The organism is Marinobacter nitratireducens, assembly GCF_000708045.1.
GTDB classification, from domain to species: Bacteria; Pseudomonadota; Gammaproteobacteria; order Pseudomonadales; family Oleiphilaceae; genus Marinobacter; species Marinobacter nitratireducens.
Genome location: NZ_ANIE01000010.1, coordinates 132,815 through 150,543 on the forward strand (window position 1 = coordinate 132,815; position 17,729 = coordinate 150,543).

General features: G+C 57.1%; 17 protein-coding genes. 1 reads left to right on the forward strand and 16 read right to left on the reverse strand.

The window, feature by feature from the left end; all coding sequences use genetic code 11:
- Nucleotides 1-16 precede the first annotated feature (16 nt).
- From D777_RS17200 to D777_RS17255, 12 genes are all read right to left on the reverse strand, one after another.
- The gene (locus D777_RS17200) at nt 17-571 is read right to left on the reverse strand and encodes a hypothetical protein (RefSeq protein WP_051669173.1); all 555 of its coding nucleotides are present in this window, start codon (nt 569-571) and stop codon (nt 17-19) included.
- Nucleotides 572-1,801, reverse strand: coding sequence for a type II secretion system F family protein (locus D777_RS17205; protein ID WP_036134876.1), 1,230 nt, complete (start codon nt 1,799-1,801; stop codon nt 572-574).
- Complete coding sequence (locus tag D777_RS17210) at nt 1,801-3,570, reverse strand: GspE/PulE family protein (RefSeq protein WP_036134878.1); 1,770 nt, start codon at nt 3,568-3,570, stop codon at nt 1,801-1,803. The genes D777_RS17205 and D777_RS17210 overlap by 1 nt, the downstream gene beginning before the upstream one ends.
- Nucleotides 3,570-4,679, reverse strand: a complete 1,110-nt coding sequence (locus tag D777_RS17215; RefSeq protein ID WP_036134880.1) for a tetratricopeptide repeat protein — start codon at nt 4,677-4,679, stop codon at nt 3,570-3,572. Before D777_RS17215 ends, D777_RS17210 begins: the two co-directional genes overlap by 1 nt.
- Nucleotides 4,676-5,515: an ExeA family protein gene (locus D777_RS17220; RefSeq protein ID WP_036134884.1), complete on the reverse strand. Its 840-nt coding sequence runs from the start codon at nt 5,513-5,515 to the stop codon at nt 4,676-4,678. The genes D777_RS17215 and D777_RS17220 overlap by 4 nt, the downstream gene beginning before the upstream one ends.
- A gap of 1 nt (nt 5,516) precedes the next feature.
- Nucleotides 5,517-7,226, reverse strand: coding sequence for a pilus (MSHA type) biogenesis protein MshL (gene mshL / locus D777_RS17225; protein ID WP_150112672.1), 1,710 nt, complete (start codon nt 7,224-7,226; stop codon nt 5,517-5,519).
- A gap of 17 nt (nt 7,227-7,243) precedes the next feature.
- Nucleotides 7,244-7,588, reverse strand: a complete 345-nt coding sequence (locus D777_RS17230; RefSeq protein WP_051669174.1) for a hypothetical protein — start codon at nt 7,586-7,588, stop codon at nt 7,244-7,246.
- Nucleotide 7,589: 1 nt separating this feature from the next.
- Nucleotides 7,590-8,288, reverse strand: coding sequence for a hypothetical protein (locus tag D777_RS17235; RefSeq protein WP_036134887.1), 699 nt, complete (start codon nt 8,286-8,288; stop codon nt 7,590-7,592).
- Nucleotides 8,288-8,893, reverse strand: a complete 606-nt coding sequence (locus D777_RS17240; protein WP_036134890.1) for a PilN domain-containing protein — start codon at nt 8,891-8,893, stop codon at nt 8,288-8,290. The genes D777_RS17235 and D777_RS17240 overlap by 1 nt, the downstream gene beginning before the upstream one ends.
- Nucleotides 8,893-9,795: a type IV pilus biogenesis protein PilM gene (locus D777_RS17245; protein ID WP_227501829.1), complete on the reverse strand. Its 903-nt coding sequence runs from the start codon at nt 9,793-9,795 to the stop codon at nt 8,893-8,895. The genes D777_RS17240 and D777_RS17245 overlap by 1 nt, the downstream gene beginning before the upstream one ends.
- 246 nt (nt 9,796-10,041) lie before the next feature.
- Nucleotides 10,042-10,572, reverse strand: a complete 531-nt coding sequence (ssb, locus tag D777_RS17250) for a single-stranded DNA-binding protein (RefSeq protein ID WP_036134895.1) — start codon at nt 10,570-10,572, stop codon at nt 10,042-10,044.
- 60 nt (nt 10,573-10,632) lie between these two features.
- On the reverse strand, nt 10,633-12,000 hold the full coding sequence (locus D777_RS17255) for an MFS transporter (RefSeq protein WP_036134987.1): 1,368 nt from the start codon (nt 11,998-12,000) through the stop codon (nt 10,633-10,635).
- A gap of 180 nt (nt 12,001-12,180) precedes the next feature.
- Here D777_RS17255 and uvrA point away from each other — a divergent pair, with 180 nt between their 5' ends.
- Nucleotides 12,181-15,003: an excinuclease ABC subunit UvrA gene (gene uvrA, locus D777_RS17260; protein ID WP_036134899.1), complete on the forward strand. Its 2,823-nt coding sequence runs from the start codon at nt 12,181-12,183 to the stop codon at nt 15,001-15,003.
- A gap of 221 nt (nt 15,004-15,224) precedes the next feature.
- Here uvrA and rplQ read toward each other — a convergent pair whose 3' ends face one another.
- From rplQ to rpsK, 4 genes are read right to left on the reverse strand one after another with little or no spacing between them, the layout of a single operon-like run.
- On the reverse strand, nt 15,225-15,623 hold the full coding sequence (gene rplQ, locus D777_RS17265) for a 50S ribosomal protein L17 (RefSeq protein WP_036134902.1): 399 nt from the start codon (nt 15,621-15,623) through the stop codon (nt 15,225-15,227).
- A 33-nt stretch (nt 15,624-15,656) separates the two neighbouring features.
- A complete protein-coding gene (locus D777_RS17270; protein WP_036134905.1) occupies nt 15,657-16,661 on the reverse strand; it encodes a DNA-directed RNA polymerase subunit alpha in 1,005 nt (334 codons plus the stop codon).
- A 35-nt stretch (nt 16,662-16,696) separates the two neighbouring features.
- Nucleotides 16,697-17,317, reverse strand: a complete 621-nt coding sequence (gene rpsD / locus D777_RS17275; RefSeq protein WP_036134908.1) for a 30S ribosomal protein S4 — start codon at nt 17,315-17,317, stop codon at nt 16,697-16,699.
- Nucleotides 17,318-17,335: 18 nt separating this feature from the next.
- A complete protein-coding gene (gene rpsK, locus D777_RS17280) occupies nt 17,336-17,725 on the reverse strand; it encodes a 30S ribosomal protein S11 (RefSeq protein ID WP_007153992.1) in 390 nt (129 codons plus the stop codon).
- Between the last annotated feature and the right edge of the window lie 4 nt (nt 17,726-17,729).

A 17,729-nucleotide genomic window follows, 5' to 3' on the forward strand; every position in this document is an offset into this window, starting at 1 on the left:
AACTCGTTTATACCTGTCAAGCTCCGATTGCCGACTTGGCAACCAGTATTAACCCTGTCGACCGCTCCCCCGGATCCCTGAGTCCGTTGTGATTACGATCAGAAAACGCCACTTCAACAGTCCAGGCCAGCAGCTCACCAGGCTCCGCCAAGCGCCCGGCAACCTTAATCTGACTCCGGGACCGATAAACCACCTGTCCAACTGGACTCTGCCCCACCACATCCGGTTCAGTCTCACGGAAACACCAGAAACCTGGCTCCGGCAGCGAGCCTTCACACCCACCCTGATAATTCGGCCAGTGGTGCTCCAGCAACACAAAAGGGTTGCGCCCCTCGTAGCTACTCAGACTCACATCTCTCGCCAGCAAGATCTCCGCTCCCTTGATGACCAGCGCTGATCGCAGCTGAGCCATTACCAGATTTGCAGCCTGCTCCTCCATTTTCCGGGCTTCCCGGTCCAGGGTATCCAACAGGAACCAGGAAAACACAGCGAGCACGGTCACAGCAAAGAACAACCTCACCCGGCGGGCATTGGTCATATCGTCAGCACTGCTGTATAGCCGCCGCTTCACTCAGCCCTGCCCCAGCGCGGCAGCCCCAAGATCCCAGATCGGGAGGAAGACGCCGAGAGCCAGAATCAGAACCAGTACCCCCATCGCTACGATCAGAATCGGCTCAATGGATTCTGCCAACCGTTTCAAACCGAAGTCCACATCCTCATCATAGAAATCTGCAACGTTATTCAGCATCTCGTCGACCGAACCGGTCTCCTCACCAACCGCAATCATCTGCAGGATCAGCGGAGTGAACATTTCGCTGTTTCTGGCGGTTCGCAACAGGGTCTCTCCGCGCTCGATACCCGTCCGCATATCCCGGATATGGCTGGCGATCCAGGCATTGTCCGTGGCGTCAGAGACCACACTCAGTGCGTGGGTAACGGGCATACCGGCCGTCAACATGGTTGCCAGGTTCCGAGCAAAACGACTCAGTGTGATCAATTCCAGCAGAGGGCCAATGATTGGCGTCCGCATTTTGTAGCGATCCCAGGTCATACGCCCCGCTTCTGTCTGCTTCCATTGTCGTAGCGCAAGACCGGCTGACGCGACGGCAAACAACGCCAGATACCAGTATCCAATCAGAAAGTCAGACGTTCCCACCAGCACCTGAGTCAGGAATGGTAGGTCGGCACCGAGTTTGTTGAACACTGCAGCAAACTTGGGAATCACAAGAAAATTCACCACCATGAGCGCCGATAGCAAGGCGACAACAACGAACGTCGGATAACGCATTGCTTGTTTCAAACGACGTTTGGTGTCCCGCTCCAGCTCCAGAATCTCCGATAGCCGTTTGAACGCATCGTCCAGCATCCCGGTGTTTTCACCCACGTGGATCATGGCCACAAACAACTCCGAGAATACCCTGGGGTGAGCCTGCATGGCGGTCGCCATGGTGGTTCCACCCTCCAGCCTCGAGGTTACGTCCTCAAGTACCCCAGCAAGGACAGGAGAGCGCGAGGTTTCCGCCAGTCCGCGCATCGTGCGAATCAACGGAATGCCTGCCTTGGTCAGGGCGTGCATCTGACGACAGAACACAATCAACTCATCGAGGGACACCTTCTTCTGGAACAACGGCAAGGCATTCAGACGATCAGCCAAGCTGGCCCGAACTTGCTGTTCGCGTATTGTCAGCGGCGTAATTCCCCTGCGCATCAGCTCGGATGCTGCAGCCTCAGCCGAGGGCGCGGCCAGCGTCCCATTTTGCACATTTCCCCTCTGATCCTTACCGCGATAGCTGAACTGCATCAATCACCTCCACCGACAGCCTCATCAGGCAGAGGTATTTCATCCTCTGGAGAGAAACTGCCCTCCGAGGTGGCCGCAACCCGGGCGACTTCTTCCAGCGTTGTAACGCCACCGAGGGCATAATCCATCGCGCCCAGGCCAAGCGGTCGATACGTATCGCTGATACGAGCGGCCTGGGTGAATGCGGCAATATCCTGGCGCCGAAGGGCATCCAGCATTGCCTCGTTCATTTCCAGCAATTCATAGACACCGATCCGCCCTTTATAGCCGGTATTGCTGCACTGATAACAACCGCGCCCCTGCACAAAGCCTGCCTCGAGATCGATCGGATCCAGATCATAGCCCGCCAGCCAGGCCTGCTCCTGCTCAGTTGGCTGATACGACTCTGAACAGTTCTCGCAAACCCGTCGAACCAGGCGCTGGGCGATGACCCCCAAAAGTGAGCTGGCCACCAGAAAAGGCTCTGCCCCCATGTCGATCAGGCGCATGGCGCTGCTGATTGAGTCATTGGTGTGCAAAGTCGAGAGCACCAGATGGCCCGTCATCGCCGCACGCAGGCCGATCTCCACGGTTTCCCGGTCCCGCATCTCGCCGATCAGAATGACATCGGGATCCTGTCGTAAGGCAGCTCGGAGTACGTTAGCGAACTCGAGACCAATCTTTGGGTTCACCTGCACCTGGGTGATTCTGGAAAGACGATACTCCACCGGGTCTTCGGCTGTGATCACTTTGACTTCCGGACGGTTAAGCTCGGTCAGGGCTCCGTAGAGTGTGGTGGTTTTACCACTGCCGGTAGGGCCTGTGACCAGGATCATCCCGTGGGGTTTTCGTATCATTCGCCGGAATCGTTCCAACAGATGCTCAGGCATACCGGTACCACCGAGGTTCAGCATGCCCTGACTCTGGTCCAGTAGCCGCATCACAACGGACTCACCGTACTGTACCGGCATGGTCGAAACCCGCACATCAATGCTCCGCCCTTTGACCCGGACGTTGAATCGACCATCCTGGGGCAACCGCTTCTCCGAAATGTTCAGGCCCGCCATCAGCTTCAGCCGCAAGACCAGAGCTGAACTGACCCGTTTTTCTTTCATTACCTGTTCCTGAAGAACACCGTCCACTCTCTGACGGATACGAACCACCGTCTCATCGGGCTCGATGTGTATATCGGAGCTACGCGCCTGGACAGCATCCTCAAACAGCGTCTGAAGCAGTTTGACGACGGGCGCCTCGGCACTCTCAGAATCAGCAGACAGGTCGGCCAGATCGAAGGCATCATCGCCAAGCTCGTCCTCCAGTTCCTCTGCCAAAGACGCAATTTCGTCAGTACGTCGATAGACCAGATCCAGAGTGTTGAGAAGTTCGCTCTCCCGCACCACGGCCTGTTTTATGGGCTGCTTGAGAATACGAACCAACTCGTCGTAGGCGAAAATATCCAACGGATCGGCCATCCCTACGAGCAGTTCCCCAGCCTGCTCAGCTAGTACGATACTGCGAAAACGCCGGGCCATGGCCTCAGGCAGGCGCTTTACCAACTCATTGTTGAACTGATAGTGGCGAAGCTGAACGAAAGGCACCTCGAGCTGACGGGACAGGATATTGAGCAGGCTGTCCTCGTCTACGTAGCCCAGATCAATCAGGGTCCGCCCCAGCTTGCGGCCGCTGCTCTTCTGTTCGCGGAGCGCTGTCATCAACTGCTGTTCAGTAATGACATCATTCTGAACCAGCAGATCCCCCAATCGGACTTTTTTCTTCGGCTCGCCAGTCATTATCCCGCCCGCAAGTTCATTAAACGTTTACGCACATATTCCGCCAGCGCCGTTGACAGGCCGGGCAGCGCCACAGCCTGCTGATAGGCCTTTACGGCTCCGGCAATCTCTCCGCTGTCCTCCAACGCAATAGCCAAACCGACCCACCAGGCCGGACGACTATCGTCCATCGCCAACAACTCCGACCAGTGTCTCGCTGCCTCCTCGCTCCTGCCATCCTGTTGCAAAAGGGTGGCCAGGGTTACCCGGTATTGAGTCGCTTGCCGTACCGGCGGCGTATCCCGCAGCAATACCTCCAAGGCTCCGGATAGCTCCCCTTGTGAGAGCAGAGCCCTTGATTTCAGAAGCCGCAGATCCGGATTCTGCTCTACGGTCACGCCGGACAGCCACGGCATCGCGCGATCCAGGTCACCCTCCACAATCATCGCGCGGGCAAACACCGACCGGGACGATGGCGCGAGCTGATTCTGTGTGACCTCGCGCAGCAATGCCTCAGCCCGCCGGGTCTCTCCTTCTGACAGCAACACCGCAATCTCTCGACTGACTTCTCGATCAATGGCTTCTGGTGTTTCTCGTATCTGCTTTACGGCGGGTACGGGCGTGGGTTCATCGGGGGCTGCTTGGTCCGATGGTGCCGACTCCGCGTTCGCCAGCTTACTGACGGCCATCGGTTCTGGTTTCGATTCGCTTATCTCAAACGGCTCTTCCACAGCCACTGGCGGCTGAGTTTTCCGCGCGGTGGTTTGTTCGGGCTCCGGCTCCGCGGCCTTTTCAGTGACAACAGTTGCGCCGGCCCCGGGGACCGAGCTCTCATCATCGGCGCTATCCGGCTTCCCGGCGTTTGGGGCCAACTTGGTCAGACCAGGGTCGACTTCCGGAGATGATGCCGACTTAAGCTGCACGGCAGTTGCCGACACGGAGCCCTCATTCCGGAGTTTCATCCCGTATACCAAAGCCATCAGCAATACTGCGATTATCAGTAGCAGCGCGGGCACCAGCCAACCACGCCTGCCCGGGGTCGACGGAGCCACTCCGGCGTACGCGGAAGCCACGCCGGGTTTACTCTGCCGTTTCTCGGCAGCCCTGAGCGCATCGTTCAACAGACTCATAACCACCTCCCGAGCAAGCCGGGAGCACGGATACTCTCGGTATCCCGTACGGCCCTCAAGACATGATGCCTGGCCACTGTCGTGTTTCCTTCGCCCCAGGCCGCCAACATCGCCTTGTGAGCCAGGATATTAACCAACCGCGGAATCCCCCCCGAAGAGCGGGTTAACAACCTGACCGCTGCGGGCGTGAACAGATCCCCGCTGTTATAACCGGCCTGTCCCAGGCGATGCCTGAGGTAGTCGGCAACCGACGTCTTTTCGAGTGGCGCCAGTTGGTAATGGAAGGTAATCCTCTGCCGCAACTGTCTCAGGCTGTCACGGCTCAACAGTGCATCCAGCTCCGGCTGGCCGAACAACACGATCTGCAGCAATCGAGTCGTTTCCGTCTCCAAATTCGTGAGCAGGCGAAGGGCCTCTATGGCTTTTTCCTCCATGACCTGGGCTTCATCAATGACCAGAACAACCTGCTTCTGATCCGCCGCGAGGGAGATCAGGCGTTCATTAATTGCCTTTAGCCGCTGATGCGTATTGGAGCAGTGCGACACCTCTATCTCCAATTCTTCCGCCACGGCTTCATACAAAGCCTCGGGCCCCAGGTGGGGGTTTGGGATATACGCGGTGTAGGCATCATCCTCCAGCTCATTCAGCAATAACCGGCACAACAGCGTCTTGCCGGTACCCACTTCGCCGGTAATTTTGATGAACCCCTCCCGTTCTCTCAATGCCACCAGCAATAGCTCCAGCGCATCGCCATGGCTGGGAGCCCGAAGGAAATATCGGGTGTTGGGCGTCAATGCGAACGGTGCTTCCTGCAGTCCGAAATGGGCTTCGTACATGCTAGCGCGATGCTTTCTCCGGGGCCGGTGTCACTGATTGGGATGACTGCAAAAGCTCTCTGAGAACCTGCATCCGCTCCCGGCTCGCGGAAATATCCGAGCTCATTCCCCTCGCTTTGGCGACCACCGGACGCAACAGGATAACAAGCTCACTTTTCCGAGACTGGAAGTCACGCTGTTTGAAGAGCTCGCCAACTAACGGAATGTCGCTAAAGAAAGGAACGGCTGCGTTACTGTCTTCGCTGGAGTTCTGTATAAGGCCACCAATCACCACAATCTGACCGCTCTCGGCACGAATCACACTGTCGGTTTCACGAACTGTGCTCGCCGCCAGCGGGAGCGTCACATCCCGCTCGCCAATGGTGATGACCTTTTCCTGATCGTTTACCTCGCTCACCGACGGGTGCACATGCAGTGTGATACTGCCGCTTTCGGAAATCTGGGGCGTCACATCCAGAGAAATTCCGGAAAAGAAGGGCGTCAGCTCAACCGACGTGGAGGTACTGTCAGAACCTGTCACGGTTGAGTTGTCGTCATCGAAATCTATGTCGGTCACGAAGAACTCGTCCGTTCCAACCTTGATCACCGCCTTCTGGTTGTTCACGGTCGAGATCCGAGGGCTGGAAAGAATCTGGACATTTCCCTGTTTGCCAAGCAGCTGAATCAGCCCGGTAAAATCACCCGCTCTGACACTGGCGGAGAACAGGCCCCCGATGTCTGAAGTCTGGATGGCCTGCCCTGCCAGGGCTTGAGCTGTAAAATCTTCCGGCAGACCATCTGAGGCCGTAATACTCGAAGCACTCTGCACATCCGACCAGTTGATTCCCTGCTGGTATCCCTCATTCAGGGTGATCTCAAGAATTTTTGCTTCCAGGATGACCTGCCTCTGCATGATCAGCTCAGTGCGACGGAGATAATCCTCAACCAGCTGGAGCTCGTCACTGCTGCCGCGCACCATGACCAGCCCCGCTCCCGGGTTGACGATCACCTGGCTGTCGCCCCCCCCTGTAATCATGCGGAGCGCGGACGTGATATCGGTCCAAAAATCCGACTCGGTTTCCGTAGAGATCGTGGTGCCCACCAGGTTACGAGTGTCAGTGCCAGCGTCACCTGATGCAGGCCCCGAGGCGGCCCCGGCACTACCCGAACTCGTGACCTGCCCCGAACTGACGCGGGTTTCAGAACCGCCCTTACGTTTGAAGTGGAGGTAATCAATCGGGAACATCCGGGTTTGAATCCGGTCGGCATCAACCTGGTACAAGCGCCCCCGTTTCTGAATATCCAGGCCATAGAGATCCGCCGCAATATCCATGACTTCTGGCACCGTTACATCTCTCAACCTCAGGTCGACCGTGCTGGAAACTGCGGGGTGAACCACAACGTTATAGCGAGTACCTTCAACCAGGGATTCAAAAAAAGCACCTGCCGGGATGCCCCTGGCATTCACATCAAACCGCTCCTCGGCCTCTGCCGGGGCAACCAGTGGCGGCAATAAGGCCGCACTCACCTCAGCTGGCAGCTCGGAGCTTCCGGAAGGCTTGCCGCCGGCATCACCCGTCGCTACCGTTTGCTCCGCATCTGCGAGGCTCTGTTCAATGGCATCCGCCACATCGGTGGAGGTAGCGGATGAGCTCCGCATCAGCGGATTGTTGCTACACGCGGTCATCACTGCAGCCAGTGCCACCAACCCTAGTCGCTTAGTTCCTGTCATAGTCGCTCGTTTGTCTGTCATTGGGTCCCCCGCACCTGCGGTAGCTGGTCCAGGTAAAGCACTCTGGCCCGGCCATGGTCCACAATGTCTACTCGATTGTCGTGAATACGCAGCACACGGATTCCGTCAAAACCCTGCCCCTCGGATCGGGCTCGACCGTTAATGACGGCTACCCGCCTCGCCTCACCAACCAGAATGGATTGCAGTTCCAACGGAGTGACCGGGCGCGCATCAGGAGATACGACACGGTTATCGGGCGGACGCGTCGGATCCTGCAAGGCAAACACGGGAGACACCCCGGCAAACAGCGCCATCGACAGCACGGTCACAAACACGGATGCGCCCCAAATTGATCGATTCATATCACACTCCCAGCCACATCGGTTCCAGGCTGTACGTGCGTACCCGGATCACTGCTTCGCCCTGCGGCCACTCTCCGGTCCTGTAATCGAAAACCTCCCAGCCCAGGCGTTTATCTACCGACTCCAGGTGCTGGAGGTAGCGGAATACCTCGAGGTATCCACCTTGAACGATCAGTTCGGCATCATGGGCATAAAGAAGAGGTGGCGGATCCGAAGGCACAGCCTCCTCACCGCCGGCTTTCGGACCGGGCTCGGGAACATAAATGGGCGTCGGCTGTTTCAGTTCCAGCGAAATCAGCCGGAGTGATTGCTGCTCCTCCAACATGACTTTCAGCAGAGATACCATGGCCTTGGGCGGAATCAGCCGTCCGGTCAATTCGGCGATCTGATCGTCCAGCCGGTCTAGCCGTGCCTGCCGTTGCTCCAACCGATTCCTCAATTCCTTTGAAGGGTCGGAGTCCAGCAGAGCATCGAGCGCATCCTGTTGGGCGAGCAAACCATCCCGACTGTTCTCCAGCGCCGCCTCACGGGCTTGCAGGCGCTCCTCCATGACAAGGCGCGGGCTCACCGCCAGCTCCCACCCGACGAACACAATGAACACCAACGCGGTGACCGTTATCAGAACGCGCTCGCGAATCGGCCGCTCATTGAAGCTGCCGCCAACGCGCCCGAGGGTTTCACGCCATCGATTACCAGACATCACTGGCTCTCCCCTGAATGCTCTGTTGCCACCGTGAAGGCGATTCCCCGGGAGTCTTGCTGGCGATTCAGTCTGAACTCACCGAAGGTTCTGCCCGCGAACACTGGCTCCTGCCCCAACCTTTCAAGATAAACCGGGACCAGATCCGCAGTTCTGGCTTGCCCCTCGAACCCAACGGTCCCCTCGCTGGCCTCCAGCCGAATTCCCGTCAACCAAACTCCCTCGGGAATACGCCGGGCAAGGGCCGCCATGGATGACGAAAAACCTTCCCCCCCCTGAAGCACCAGACTCTCAACCCGGGCAAGAAGACGCTGACGGCGACTGATTGTGTGGTTGATTCGCTCCAGCGCATCCATAACGGCGGGATCTGGCTGACGCGATTCAACCGTCGCTGAAAGCTCGGCAACGGTTTGCTCTAGTTTCTCATTCTGCTGCTGCAGCGCACTCAGGCGGTCTCTTGCCTCGCCATTCTGGAAACGAAGCAAACCGCCTATCACCAAAACCATCGCCACGGCGAGCCCTAACAGAGCCAGGGCACCACCGGCCTGAAGTCTCTCCTTGTGCGGCCGAAGTTCCTGAACATACAGATTGACCGTCTGAGTCATCAGCGCCTCCCACCCGGATCAGCAACGCCGGCACTCCAGGCGACCAGGCAACGGCTGTCCAGATCCGCCTTGCGCCCCAGCTCATGCCAGTCAAGTGGCTCCAACGTAGCGGCAACGTAGGAAGACAGCATGGAAGACAGCGGCAGCACGTTGTTTCCTGAGACCAATCGGATCGTTGCCGGTGGTACCTGACCGAGTTGGCTTTCGTAATAATCGAGGGACCGCTGCATTTCCAGCGCCAGTGACTGAATGGCCGCATCCTGACTGGCGGCATCCTGCAGGTCGTCAAGGGTCACATCCAGTCGCCTGGACAGATACAATGTGCCGCCCCGACAAACCACCATTTGCCCGTAGCGCTCCCGGAGCACAACCAGCGCCACACCCCTTTCGTCAGCATCAATCAGTGATACCACATTCCTCAACGCGAGCTCCGCGATATCAATCGCCTCCAGCTCAAGGCCGGCCCCCTGCACGAGGTTAACCAACTCGATCACGAGTGGCTTTCTGGCCGCGACGACATTGACCAGGTCACCGCGACCACGGGCGGCATCTTCTGGAAACGGGAACACATCAGAAACGGCCTCAGACGGGCTGAAGTCCAGAAAGTCCTTGAGTTTCCATTTGAGGGCATCGGCCAGTTCAGAATCTTCAAGCCCATCGGGACGCTCCATCTGGAACACCTGATACTGATCCAGGGGCAACACCAATGAGGCTCTTGCCCCACTCCATCCATGCTGATTCACGAGTGCCTGTAGCGTCGCCTGCCGTTTTGCCGGGAAACACTCGGAAAACCCAGTTGCCAGGTTTCCAGCGGCGGTCGACGCTGCCCACGCGATGCCATCCGGACGCACCTCAAGGTAGACATGCCGACCGGCTTTGGACCACGTGAACAAGCCTGTCAAAGATTGAACTAGAGAACGTATTGTCATGGAGTACTTGGTGCCGGTCGCTCACCGCTCGCGCGGTCCAATCATTATTATTGGCCCGAAGGCATATTGTCTTTACACATGGTTACATCTTATATGAGAAAACGTGGCCAACTCTACGTTGTATAGAAGGTTTTACGCCGCTTTTTCAATACTGATACAAAAAAGCCCTGCATCACGGCAGGGCTTTTTTATCATCAATCCTGGATCACTCACCAAGACCTAGAAGGGAATGTCATCATCGAAGTCATCCACAGGCTCAGGCATGCTTCCCTGAGCGGGCTGACTGTATCCACCGGATTGCTGGGGCGGGGGATTATTGCCCTGCTGCCCGCCGGCTGGCGCATTATAGCTGGACTGCTGTGGGCGGCCCGCTGGTGCGCCCTGCCCCATACCGGCGTCACCACCCCGGCTGTCGAGCATCTGCATCTGGCCGTTGATGTCCACGACAACCTCGGTGGTATATCGATCCTGGCCATCCTGCCCCTGCCATTTGCGCGTCTGCAGTTTGCCCTCAATATATACCTTGGAGCCCTTGCGGAGGTACTGACCGGCCACTTCGGCGATCTTGCCGAACATGACGATGCGATGCCACTCGGTTTTGGGCACCATCTGCCCGGTCTGACGATCCTTGTAGCTCTCGTCCGTCGCCAGGGTCAGATTTACTACGGCGCTGCCGTTGGGGGTATAACGGGTATCCGGATCCTGCCCCAGATTCCCGATAAGAATTACCTTGTTTACACCTCGTGCCATTTTCTGCTCCCGACTGTCATTTCGTGAAAGCCCGCCATCCCTGCAAGCCTCCTGATTTCATCAATGGCTACCTTGCCGGACAAACGAAAAGCCCGCAAGTAACCCCTCATCAAAATACTGCCGATCCACCTTGAGGTAGGCTGTGGCAGCATCTTCGACGATGACCACATCTTCAACGCCGGGCAAGCGGCGCAGACTGTTATCAATCTCGTCATATTGGTTCGCAACAACTTCCTGCAACTGTACCACGAAACTGGTGGTATAACCCGGGGCCGGCATGGTGATGGCCACAATCAACCAGAGCGCCAACACCACCACCATAAACCAGAGCACTCCGGCAATCCCAAGACCGCCCATCAGCGCGCCGCCAAGTGCACCACCGAGAAAGGCCCCCAAAAACTGGGAGGTCGAGTACGCCCCCATCGCGGTCCCTTTGGCGGCAGCCGGCGCCTCTTTACTCACCAGTGACGGCAGGCTCGCTTCGAGCAGATTGAACGCCATGAAGAAGCAGAAAAGGACGCCCCAGGCCGCCCATAGGCTGACTGAAACTTCGGCCAGCCCTGCCGCTGAGATCGTCATTAGCCCAATGGCGCCGCAGAGCACCGGCTTCATCTTTCGCTTCTTCTCACCGATGATAATGAACGGAACCATTGCAAAAAAGGATGTAACCATCACGCTGAGATAAAACCACCAGTGAGAACTCCCGGGGAGCCCAAGTTGATCGCGCAGCATGACAGGAAAAACAAGAAACAGTGCCGTCAGCACCAGGTGCAACGAGAAAATGCCGAAATCGAGCCGCAGCAACCGACCGTCCGACAAGACCTTCCCCAACATCGCCTTGGCAGGATGCGTATCCGCGCTCACTTTGTTCTGGTGGGGTGTCGGTACGACACGATGCACCACAAACAGCGCAAAGCATGCCAGCACGGCCGTCACATAGAAAAGACCGGAGAGTCCCCAAAGAGATCCGAGTAGTGGCCCAAGCACCAGCGACACCGAGAATGAAAGCCCAATAGAGATTCCCACGGTTGCCATGGCCTTGGTTCGCTCCTGCTCCCGGGTCAGGTCACTCAGCAGCGCCATCAAAACACTCGCGATCGCGCCCGCCCCCTGCAAAATCCGCCCAGCGATGACAACGTATATTGAGTCTGTGGAGGCCGCCACAAGACTGCCAGACGCAAACAAGACCAGACCGATATAGATCATTCGCTTGCGGCCAACGCGATCCGAAAGCAAGCCAAATGGAATTTGCAGCAGAGCCTGGCTCAGGCCGTAAGCGCCGATTGCGAACCCCAGCAGTGCGGGCGTTGCATCATCAAGATCGGACCCCAGCAGCATGAACACGGGCATGACCATAAAGAGCCCAAGCATTCGCATCGCGTAAACCGATGCAAGGGCCAGTACGGAACGTTTTTCCAGGGCGTTCATGTTGGCAAGTACCTCAGCCAGGGTTAAAAGCAAAGCGACACCGGGCGACTATTCCCGCAGGCGGCGCATTGTAACAGAACGCGTGTTGAGGACACATAATCCAGATCATCCGCATAATCCGCTTTTCACCAGCGGCCGGATAACACGGTATACTTTCCGTTTTTCTTTGAGCGAGGTTTTATGGACCGCATCCAGATCAAGGGCGCACGCACGCACAACCTGAAGAACATCGACCTGGACATGCCGCGGGACAAGCTCATTGTCATTACCGGCCTTTCCGGCTCTGGCAAATCGTCGCTCGCCTTCGACACGCTGTATGCCGAAGGTCAGCGCCGCTACGTTGAATCCCTGTCGACATACGCCCGGCAGTTCCTCTCAATGATGGAAAAGCCGGATGTCGACCACATCGAGGGCCTATCCCCGGCGATTTCCATCGAACAGAAGTCCACCTCTCATAACCCGCGTTCAACCGTCGGCACGATTACCGAGATATACGATTACCTGCGGCTCCTGTTTGCTCGAGCCGGCGAACCCCGCTGTCCGGATCACGGTCAACCGCTTGAGGCCCAAACCATCAGTCAGATGGTCGACCAGGTCCTTGCCATGACCGAAGGCAGCAAGCTGATGATCCTTGCGCCGGTTATCAGGGACAGAAAGGGCGAGCACCTTCAGGTCATCGAGACCATGAAGAGCCAGGGCTTCATCCGCCTGAGGATTGACGGCACTGTTTATGATATCGACGAGGTTCCCCCCCTCGACAAGAAGCGCAAGCATCACATTGATGTGGTCGTGGACCGCTTCAAGGTCAAAACAGGCCTCGAACAACGACTGGCGGAAAGCTTCGAAACCGCCCTGGAGCTGGCTGATGGCATTGCCCTGATCGCCCCGATGGACGGCGACGGCGAAGAACACACGTTTTCCGCGCGCTTTGCTTGCACCCAATGCGGTTACGCGCTCAGCGAACTGGAACCACGCCTGTTTTCCTTTAACAACCCGGCCGGCGCCTGCCCTACCTGCGACGGGCTCGGCGTCCGGCAATTCTTCGATCCGGAGAAGATCATCCAGCATCCGGAAGCGACGCTTGCCGCCGGTGCCATCAAAGGCTGGGACCGCCGTGCAGTCTATTACTTCCAGATGCTCGGCAGCGTCGCGGAGCATTACGGCGTTGATCTGGAAACCCCATGGGAACAGCTTCCCAGTGACTTCCAGAACACGCTTCTGAACGGGTCAGGCAAAGAGGAAATCAGCTTTCGCTATGTCAACTCCCGTGGCCACATCATGGAAAAGGCGCACCCGTTTGAGGGCATCCTGCCCAATCTGGAACGCCGCTACCGCGAAACTGACTCGCAAAGCATGCGCGAGGAACTGGCCCGAAACCTGAGCACCCAGCCCTGCAAAGACTGCCATGGCTCGCGGCTGCGCCGGGGCGCACGTCATGTGTTCATAGAAGAACGAACGCTCCCGGATATCACTCATCTGCCAGTAGGCGAAGCTCACGATTACTTCGACACTCTTACCCTGCCGGGTCGCAAGGGCGAAATAGCAGAAAAGATCCTGAAAGAAGTCCGCCAACGCCTGCAGTTCCTGGTCAACGTTGGCCTCGAGTATCTGACCCTGGAACGTAGCGCAGACACACTATCCGGGGGCGAGGCCCAGCGAATACGCCTCGCTAGCCAGATTGGCGCGGGGCTTGTCGGCGTGATGTACATCCTGGACGAGCCATCCATCGGACTTCACCAACGGGACAATGATCGCCTGCTCGCCACTCTGAACCACCTTCGGGATCTGGGGAATACCGTCATTGTGGTCGAACACGATGAGGACGCAATCAGGGCCGCCGATCACGTCATCGACATCGGCCCGGGCGCAGGCGTACACGGCGGTGAAATCATCGCCCATGGGACACCCTCGGATATTATAAACACTCCGGAATCCCTGACCGGTCAGTATCTCAGCGGCAGCAGAGAGATCGCCATTCCGGAAACACGAAATACCGGCGCGGGAAAAAACCTCTCGCTTACGGGCGCCACTGGCAATAACCTACAGGATGTCACGCTGACAATACCGCTTGGGATCATGACCTGTATTACCGGCGTATCCGGTTCCGGCAAGTCCACCCTCATCAACAGCACGCTGTATCCGGTCGCCGCGACCAAGCTGAACAAGGCGACCAGCCTGAGCCACGCGCCGTATCGAACACTGAAAGGGCTCGACCACCTCGATAAAGTGATCGATATCGATCAGAGCCCGATTGGCCGAACACCTCGCTCGAACCCGGCAACCTATACCGGACTGTTTACGCCGATCAGAGAACTCTTCGCCGGAACGCAAGAGGCGCGCTCAAGAGGCTACAAACCCGGACGTTTTTCATTCAACGTCAAAGGCGGGCGATGTGAAGCCTGCCAGGGTGACGGCGTCATCAAGGTTGAAATGCACTTTCTCCCGGACGTCTACGTCCCCTGCGATGTCTGCAAAGGCAAGCGCTACAATCGTGAAACCCTGGAAGTCCGCTACAAGGGCAAAAACATCAACGAGGTCCTGGAAATGACCGTGGAGGAAGGCCGGGAGTTCTTTGATGCCGTGCCCTTCCTCGCGCGGAAGCTCCAGACCCTGATCGATGTCGGCCTCTCGTACATCCGCCTCGGACAAAGCGCTGTGACCCTCTCCGGCGGCGAAGCTCAGCGGGTAAAGCTGGCTAAAGAACTGTCAAAACGGGACACTGGAAAAACACTCTATATCCTGGACGAACCCACCACCGGCCTGCACTTCTACGACATCCAACAACTGCTGAATGTCCTGGAGAGGCTCCGCGACCACGGCAACACCATCGTGGTGATTGAACACAATCTGGACGTCATCAAAACCGCAGACTGGATTATCGACCTCGGCCCCGAAGGCGGCTCTGGCGGCGGCCAGATCATTGCTGAGGGAACCCCGGAGGACGTTGCCAAGAACCCGGCCTCCCACACCGGTCGCTATTTGAAACCAATGTTGACGAAGTGATCAGCGGGCAACGAAGTGCTATGTCGGCGCGGGGGTGAGGGTGTATTTTCTGCCGGGAAAAGATGTCTGAGCGAAGCGAGTTGTTTTCCCAAAGAAAATACACCCTCACCTCCGGGCCAGCCCCCTAAACTGTCAGACTGCAGATTTTCCAAACACCCAGACACAAAAAAACCGGGAACCTCACGGAACCCGGTTTTTCTGATTGGCCGAAGCCGAGGATCTTACTCCTCGTCTTCGTCCACCTCTTCCGCTTCAATATCCAGCGGGCGACCAACCAGCTCAACAAACGCCATAGGCGCATTGTCGCCAGCACGGAAACCGCACTTCAGGATACGAAGATAACCACCCGGACGCTCGCTGTAACGGGGACCAAGCTCATCAAACAGCTTGGCAACCGCCGCATCGTTACGCAGGCGAGAAAACGCCAGACGACGATTCGCGACCGAATCATTCTTGGAAAGCGTGATCAAAGGCTCTGCTACCCGACGAAGCTCTTTGGCTTTCGGCAGCGTTGTTTTGATCAGCTCGTGTTCAACCAGTGACGCAGTCATGTTACGGAACATGGCCTTGCGATGCGCACTGGTCCTACTGAACTTACGACCACTCTTACGATGACGCATTGCTCTGATTCCTTACCTTAAACTAATCGGCGATTAACCGCCCAGAACCCGGTCGTCGCCACGAAGGCTAGCCGGTGGCCAGTTATCGAGCCGCATGCCAAGAGACAAACCACGGGACGCCAAAACGTCCTTGATCTCGGTCAGCGACTTTTTACCAAGGTTAGGCGTCTTCAGCAGCTCAACTTCTGTGCGCTGGATCAGATCGCCGATGTAGTAAATATTCTCAGCCTTCAAGCAGTTAGCTGAACGGACAGTCAACTCAAGATCATCAACCGGGCGAAGCAGGATCGGATCAATTTCCTCTTCCTCTTCTACTCGCTCAGGCTCTTTTTCATGATCGAAGTCGACGAACACAGCCAGTTGCTGCTGGAGAATGGTTGCCGCCCGACGAATTGCTTCCTCAGGATCGATCGTGCCATTGGTTTCCAGATCAATAACCAGCTTGTCCAGATCGGTACGCTGCTCAACCCGTGCGCTTTCTACGGCGTAGGCCACACGGCGAACCGGGCTGAAAGTCGCATCCAGCTGCAGGCGTCCGATGGCGCGGGTTTCGTCTTCATCGAGACCGCGCTGATCAGCAGGCTCATAGCCGCGACCGCGTGCAACCCGCAGACGCATGTTAACTTCACCGTTCTCACTCAGGTGACAGATAACATGGTCCGGATTGGCGATCTCGACATCATGATCGAGCTTGATATCACCGGCTGTAACGGCTCCCGGACCTTTTTTGCTGAGCGTAAGCTCCGCATCATCCCGACCGTTCATCTTCACGGCAACGCCTTTGAGGTTCAGAAGAATCTCAATGACGTCCTCCTGGACACCCTCAATGGCGCTGTACTCGTGCAGGACACCGTCAATCTGCGCTTCAGTTACAGCGCAGCCCGGCATCGAAGACAAGAGGATACGGCGCAGCGCGCTACCCAAGGTGTGACCAAAGCCCCTTTCGAGAGGCTCAAGAGTCACCTTGGCGCGCGTGGCGCTGGATTCCTTCACGTCAATGGTACGAGGTGTCAATAACTCATGTACTGAACGCTGCATAGACGCCCCTATCTGCTATCGTTGCTAACTGGGCTTTACTTGGAGTAAAGCTCGACGATGAGGTTCTCGTTGATGTCGGCCGGCAATTCAGTACGCTCAGGCACTGACTTGTAAACGCCGGACATCTTGCTGGCGTCGACCTCTACCCAGCTCACTTCTGCACGACTTGCAGACAGCTCCAGTGCACCTTTAACGCGCAACTGGTTCTTAGCCTTTTCGCGCACGCTCACAACATCACCCGGTTTTACCTGATAGGACGGGATGTTCACCGGCTTATCATTGACCAGGATGGCTTTGTGAGAAACGAGCTGACGAGCTTCCGCACGAGTAGAACCAAAACCCATGCGATATACAACGTTGTCCAGACGGCCTTCCAGCAGCTGCAGCAGGTTCTCACCCGTTGCACCCTTCAGGCGTGCCGCCTCTTTGTAGTAGTTGCGGAACTGCTTCTCAAGTACGCCGTAGATACGACGAACTTTCTGTTTTTCACGAAGCTGTACGCCGTACTCGGACAGACGACCGCGACGCGCGCCGTGCATACCCGGCGGAGTCTCGATGTTGCACTTCGAATCGAGCGCGCGAACGCCGCTCTTCAGAAAAAGATCTGTCCCTTCACGACGAGACAGCTTGCACTTCGGGCCTATATAACGAGCCATTTTTCACTGTCTCCTGTGTTAGACGCGGCGCTTCTTGGGCGGACGACAACCGTTATGGGGAATCGGCGTCACATCAGTGATGTTAGTGATCTTGTAGCCACACGCGTTCAGCGCGCGAACTGCAGATTCACGTCCGGGCCCAGGACCCTTAACCTCTACGTCCAGGTTTTTAAGGCCGTATTCAGCAGCCGCATTACCGGCTCTTTCAGCTGCTACCTGCGCAGCAAAAGGTGTACTCTTACGCGAGCCGCGGAAGCCGGAACCACCAGAGGTGGCCCAGGACAGGACGTTGCCCTGACGGTCCGAAATGGTCACGATAGTGTTGTTGAAGGACGCGTGAATGTGCGCGACGCCATCAACAACCGTCTTTTTCACCTTTTTACGGGTACGTGTACCTGGCTTTGCCATGTTT

Coding starts and splice junctions, on each gene's coding strand:
- D777_RS17205 (WP_036134876.1), bottom strand. CDS start 1,801: ATGCAGTTCAGCTATCGCGGTAAGGATCAGAGGGGAAATGTGCAAAAT.
- D777_RS17210 (WP_036134878.1), bottom strand. CDS start 3,570: ATGACTGGCGAGCCGAAGAAAAAAGTCCGATTGGGGGATCTGCTGGTT.
- D777_RS17215 (WP_036134880.1), bottom strand. CDS start 4,679: ATGAGTCTGTTGAACGATGCGCTCAGGGCTGCCGAGAAACGGCAGAGT.
- D777_RS17220 (WP_036134884.1), bottom strand. CDS start 5,515: ATGTACGAAGCCCATTTCGGACTGCAGGAAGCACCGTTCGCATTGACG.
- mshL (WP_150112672.1), bottom strand. CDS start 7,226: ATGACAGGAACTAAGCGACTAGGGTTGGTGGCACTGGCTGCAGTGATG.
- D777_RS17230 (WP_051669174.1), bottom strand. CDS start 7,588: ATGAATCGATCAATTTGGGGCGCATCCGTGTTTGTGACCGTGCTGTCG.
- D777_RS17235 (WP_036134887.1), bottom strand. CDS start 8,288: ATGTCTGGTAATCGATGGCGTGAAACCCTCGGGCGCGTTGGCGGCAGC.
- D777_RS17240 (WP_036134890.1), bottom strand. CDS start 8,893: ATGACTCAGACGGTCAATCTGTATGTTCAGGAACTTCGGCCGCACAAG.
- ssb (WP_036134895.1), bottom strand. CDS start 10,572: ATGGCACGAGGTGTAAACAAGGTAATTCTTATCGGGAATCTGGGGCAG.
- D777_RS17255 (WP_036134987.1), bottom strand. CDS start 12,000: ATGAACGCCCTGGAAAAACGTTCCGTACTGGCCCTTGCATCGGTTTAC.
- uvrA (WP_036134899.1), top strand. CDS start 12,181: ATGGACCGCATCCAGATCAAGGGCGCACGCACGCACAACCTGAAGAAC.
- rplQ (WP_036134902.1), bottom strand. CDS start 15,623: ATGCGTCATCGTAAGAGTGGTCGTAAGTTCAGTAGGACCAGTGCGCAT.
- D777_RS17270 (WP_036134905.1), bottom strand. CDS start 16,661: ATGCAGCGTTCAGTACATGAGTTATTGACACCTCGTACCATTGACGTG.
- rpsD (WP_036134908.1), bottom strand. CDS start 17,317: ATGGCTCGTTATATAGGCCCGAAGTGCAAGCTGTCTCGTCGTGAAGGG.
- rpsK (WP_007153992.1), bottom strand. CDS start 17,725: ATGGCAAAGCCAGGTACACGTACCCGTAAAAAGGTGAAAAAGACGGTT.